Below are 928 nucleotides of genomic sequence, written 5' to 3'. Positions count from 1 at the left end.
CGCTAGCCGTTCCAGCCTGGCACGGCCATCCGGACGTTCAGCGCGTGCTCGACCAGATTGATCAACGCGCTCTTCACCGAATCCTTCGACCGCGCGTCCAACCGCAGCAACGGAATATGCGCCGCCAACGTCAACGCATCCCGCACCTCCGCATCACTATGCGGATACTGACCATCCCACCCGTTCACCCCCACGATGAACGGCAACTGCGCCTCCTCGAAATAATCGATCGCCGGGAAACTATCCGCCAACCGGCGCGTATCCACCAACACCACCGCACCGATCGCCCCCCGCACCAAGTCATCCCACATGAACCAGAACCTGTGCTGACCCGGCGTCCCGAACAAATACAAGATCAAATCCCGATCCAGCGACACCCGCCCGAAATCCATCGCCACCGTCGTCGTCGACTTCAACGGCGTCATCCCCAGATCATCGATCCCCGCCGACGCATCCGTCATCACCGCCTCAGTCGTCAACGGCATGATCTCCGACACCGCACCCACGAACGTCGTCTTGCCCACCCCGAAACCCCCAGCGACCACGATCTTCGTCGAAGTCAGACCAGGAGAAGACGACACCCCAGCACTAGAGCCTGCGAAGTCCACTGAGCACCCTTTCCAGCAGGTTGACATCCGGCCGGCCCGCATCCAACTGCGGCTGATGCACCCGCACCAACCCCTCAGCCGCCATATCAGCGATCAACACCCGCACCACACCCAACGGAATCCGCAACAACGCCGACACCTCGGCCACCGACCGAACCTGCCGACACAACTGCGAAATCGCCTGATACTCCGGCGTGATATGCGAGAACTCCCGAGGCTCAGCCGTCGCCGACGACACCAACGCCTCCATCGCCAACCTCAACCGCGGCGCCGTCCGCCCACCCGTCACCGCATACGGACGCACCGGCGAGGCGGGGTCG

At 63.0% G+C, this 928-nt stretch carries 2 protein-coding genes; both read right to left on the bottom strand.

Annotated elements, in window-relative coordinates:
- Nucleotides 1-2 precede the first annotated feature (2 nt).
- Nucleotides 3-563, bottom strand: a complete 561-nt coding sequence (locus tag DQW85_RS22220) for a GTP-binding protein (RefSeq protein WP_240197348.1) — start codon at nt 561-563, stop codon at nt 3-5.
- A 25-nt stretch (nt 564-588) separates the two neighbouring features.
- The coding region (locus tag DQW85_RS22215; RefSeq protein ID WP_240197347.1) for a DUF742 domain-containing protein at nt 589-928 on the bottom strand (340 nt) is incomplete at its 5' end.

It is taken from the genome of Nonomuraea lactucae, assembly GCF_003313395.1.
Taxonomy (GTDB): Bacteria; Actinomycetota; Actinomycetes; order Streptosporangiales; family Streptosporangiaceae; genus Nonomuraea; species Nonomuraea lactucae.
This window is presented reverse-complemented; position numbering and strand designations above follow the sequence as displayed.